Raw genomic sequence first — 2997 nt, forward strand, 5'->3', positions numbered from 1 at the left:
ACGGTAGCGCTGTTCGAGTTCTTCCAGGCTCAGGTGGGCGTGTAGGGCTATGGCTTTGCTTGGCATGAGTTATTATCTACATAGATTTGGTATAAAACCTTTCTCCCTCGAGGAGCTGCTGGCGCGGGTGCGGGCTTTGCTGCGGCGGGGGGGTACTACGCGCCAGACCGTGCTCGAGCGTGGCCCCCTGCGGATGGAGTTTGATAGCCGCAAGGTGTATTGGAATCAACGGCTGGTTTCACTCTCAGACAAAGAGTTTGCCCTGCTGGAGCGCCTGGCCCTGCACCCTGAACGGGTTTTTGGGGTGGACGAGCTGCTGGAGAAGTTGTTTCCCAACACCGAGTCGGGCCACCGGATTCTGCGGGTATATGTACATCGTTTAAGGGAGAAGTTAGGGGAGAATGTAATAGCCACCCTGCCCGGGGGCTATGTGCTGGGGGTCTAACAGGTGCGAGTGCTGCCGCGCAAAGCTGCCCAGGCCATCCCGCTGGCCCTGCCCAGAGCAAAAGGAGGGCTGTGGGGGGGCTTTCGCAGCCGTCTGATGCTTAGCATGTCGGCAGTGGTTTTGCTGACGGCTTTGCTGGTGGGGGGGGTGGGGTTTGTGCGCTTTCAGGATACTTTGAGCCGGGAAGCCAGACAGGATCTCGACTCCATAACCAATGCGGTAGAACAGGCCCTGATCATCACCCCTGAACGGGTCATGCTCGACCCGGGTCGCCTGCCCAGGCTGGTTGAACTGGGCAGCAGCCGGTTTCGGGTGATGCGGGGCGAGCAGGTGTTTCTGGAAATCGGCGGGCGTTTCCCTTTTGAAAGTTTAAACTGGCTCAAAACCGAACGCTTGCTCGAGCATGGGTTTGTGCTACAGGCTGCGCTCGATACCCGCAGCCAGAACGAAGCCTTGCGGGCTTTCTGGCGCACTGAGCTGCTGGCCCTGCCGCTTTCGCTGCTGCTGGCGCTGGTTGCAGCCTACCTGCTTGTTGGCTATCTGATGCGACCCATACGGCACCTAACCGAAGCCACCCGTGCCATCGCCCAGCAGCGGTTTCCCAAGCCCGTTCCGGTGCCGCCCGGCCAGGATGAGCTCTCCGATCTGGCCGAGAGTTTTAACCGCATGACCCGGGCGGTGGAAGGTTTTTTGGAGCGGGAGCGCAATTTCTCCCGTTACACCTCGCACGAGCTACGAACGCCGTTGGCGACTCTTCGTGTACAGGTAGAGGCCCTCGAGCAGGGGCTCTTGCCGCCGGAGGAGTCGCTGCCGGCCATCAAGGGCAGCCTGGAGCGTCTGGAGCGTCTGCTGGCCGGTTTGCTGGCCCTGACCCGCAGCCCCCAAAAAGACCCCGAGCCGCTTGATGTGGGCATAGCTTTACGCTCGGTGGTGCAAAGCCTTTCCAGCAAAGAACAGCAGCGCATTATTCTGGAAGGTGACCTGGGGGCTCAGGTGCTGGGTTATGGAGAGCTTTTGCAACAGGCCCTGGGCAACCTGCTCAGCAATGCGCTCAAGTTTAGTCAGGGGGAGGTGCAGGTCGAAGTCAGACAGGCGGACATGACCCATATTTTCATCCGTGATCGGGGGCCAGGGGTGCGCGAGGAAGACCTGCTGCGCCTGGGCAACCCCTTCCTGCGGCTTCAGCCCAGGGTGGAGGGAATGGGTTTGGGACTGGCTCTGGTTCGGCATATCGCTACCTTATTGGGGGGCAGGTTGGAGTTCCGTAACCGGCCAGGGGGTGGCCTCGAGGCCATCCTGAGCCTACCCGGACTCGAGGTGCGCCGTGGGTAGCCTTCGCATAGCCTTCTGGTTGTGGGTGGTACTGGTTTTGCTGCTATCCCCGGTATGGGCTGTCAGTGCCTCGGCCAGCAACCAGCCTGGGCTTGCCCCCGATCTCCCGACCCTGGTCCAGGGTAACGGAAAGGGTGGCGGCAACAGCAATAAGGGCGGCAACAGCGGTGGGAATGGTAACGGGAACGGCGGTGGTAACAGCGGCGGTTCCAGCGGCAAAAACAGCGATAACCCAGGGCCCAATCCCAACTCAAATGCCAACCCCAACCCCTCGAGCGCCCGTCAGCCCCGCAGCTACATGGGTCAGGTGACGGTGAGCGCAGGCGGCCAGGTTATCGCCGGCAATGTGCGTATTCAGAGCAACTCCCCCTGGCTGAGCCTGGCCATCCCGGGCATGTGGCTCGAGGCCAATGGGGTCTGGGAGGGTGAAGTGTTTGTTGCCACCGAAGTCAAACTGTACAGCCCCGTTCCCTGGGCCTTCTACCAGGGCCCGGGCAGTCTGGTGGGGGCTTCGCAGTACCCGTTTGTTTCGGCTTGGCTTTCTAACAACCGCTCCGATCCCTTTATGGCCCTGCAGGCCGCCAGCGAACAGGCTCAGGTGCGGGTGGTGGCCTACTTCGACGGAAGCAAATTCCGGGCCCTTCCGGCCAGTTTTCCTGTGCCTGCGGGACTCAAACCTGGCTGGTATGAGCTGATGGGTTCAATAGGGGCTCAGGGGCTGGTCTGGTCTTCGGTCAGGCCTTTTCCGTGATGGCAGTACATCAGTTTGTAACCGAAATACCTACCCTTATGTGAAGTGCTTGAACCGGAGAACGGTTTGCCCATCCACCCAGCAGCACGAACAGGCCGATGCCGATATGGACCCCACCTACAACGAGGCCGAGGGCCGGTACGATTTTGGCTACCCCGATCGACTAAGCTACGGCCCCTACTCCCGGCGCTACAGCAAAAAGGGGAACCCGGAAGGTAATTTTTCAACTTTCGTGTTGAGTGCCAAGAAGCCATACGAGCAATGGAATCCTGCTAGCGCAGTACCCCAGGCCGGGCCGCCTGTGCCTTGACTGAAACAGTACTGTATAGGGGAAATAGCGGTTGCCTGCTTGCGCTAAAGTACACTTTGAACATGCTTTATACCAGATTCGGTTAGTTCGTCACCGAACGGTGACGAACTAACCCGACCGAAGGGAGTGCTCTAGGATTCAAAAAGATAGCCTCTTAGC

General features: G+C 59.8%; 3 protein-coding genes. All 3 read left to right on the forward strand.

From position 1 onward, the window contains the following. Nucleotides 1-64 precede the first annotated feature (64 nt). From Q355_RS15990 to Q355_RS0113080, 3 genes are read left to right on the forward strand one after another with little or no spacing between them, the layout of a single operon-like run. Nucleotides 65-445, forward strand: a complete 381-nt coding sequence (locus tag Q355_RS15990; protein WP_245597587.1) for a response regulator transcription factor — start codon at nucleotides 65-67, stop codon at nucleotides 443-445. A gap of 3 nt (nucleotides 446-448) precedes the next feature. Continuing rightward, nucleotides 449-1777, forward strand: coding sequence for a sensor histidine kinase (locus Q355_RS0113075; protein ID WP_245597588.1), 1329 nt, complete (start codon nucleotides 449-451; stop codon nucleotides 1775-1777). Further along, the gene (locus tag Q355_RS0113080; RefSeq protein WP_027878184.1) at nucleotides 1770-2528 is read left to right on the forward strand and encodes a hypothetical protein; all 759 of its coding nucleotides are present in this window, start codon (nucleotides 1770-1772) and stop codon (nucleotides 2526-2528) included. The genes Q355_RS0113075 and Q355_RS0113080 overlap by 8 nt, the downstream gene beginning before the upstream one ends. The last annotated feature ends 469 nt before the right edge of the window (nucleotides 2529-2997 follow it).

Source organism: Meiothermus cerbereus DSM 11376 (assembly GCF_000620065.1).
Taxonomy (GTDB): domain Bacteria; phylum Deinococcota; class Deinococci; order Deinococcales; family Thermaceae; genus Meiothermus; species Meiothermus cerbereus.

Bases quoted from the DNA above. Each gene is read 5' to 3' on its own strand.
- Q355_RS15990 (WP_245597587.1), top strand. From the start codon at position 65: ATGAGTTATTATCTACATAGATTTGGTATAAAACCTTTCTCCCTCGAG.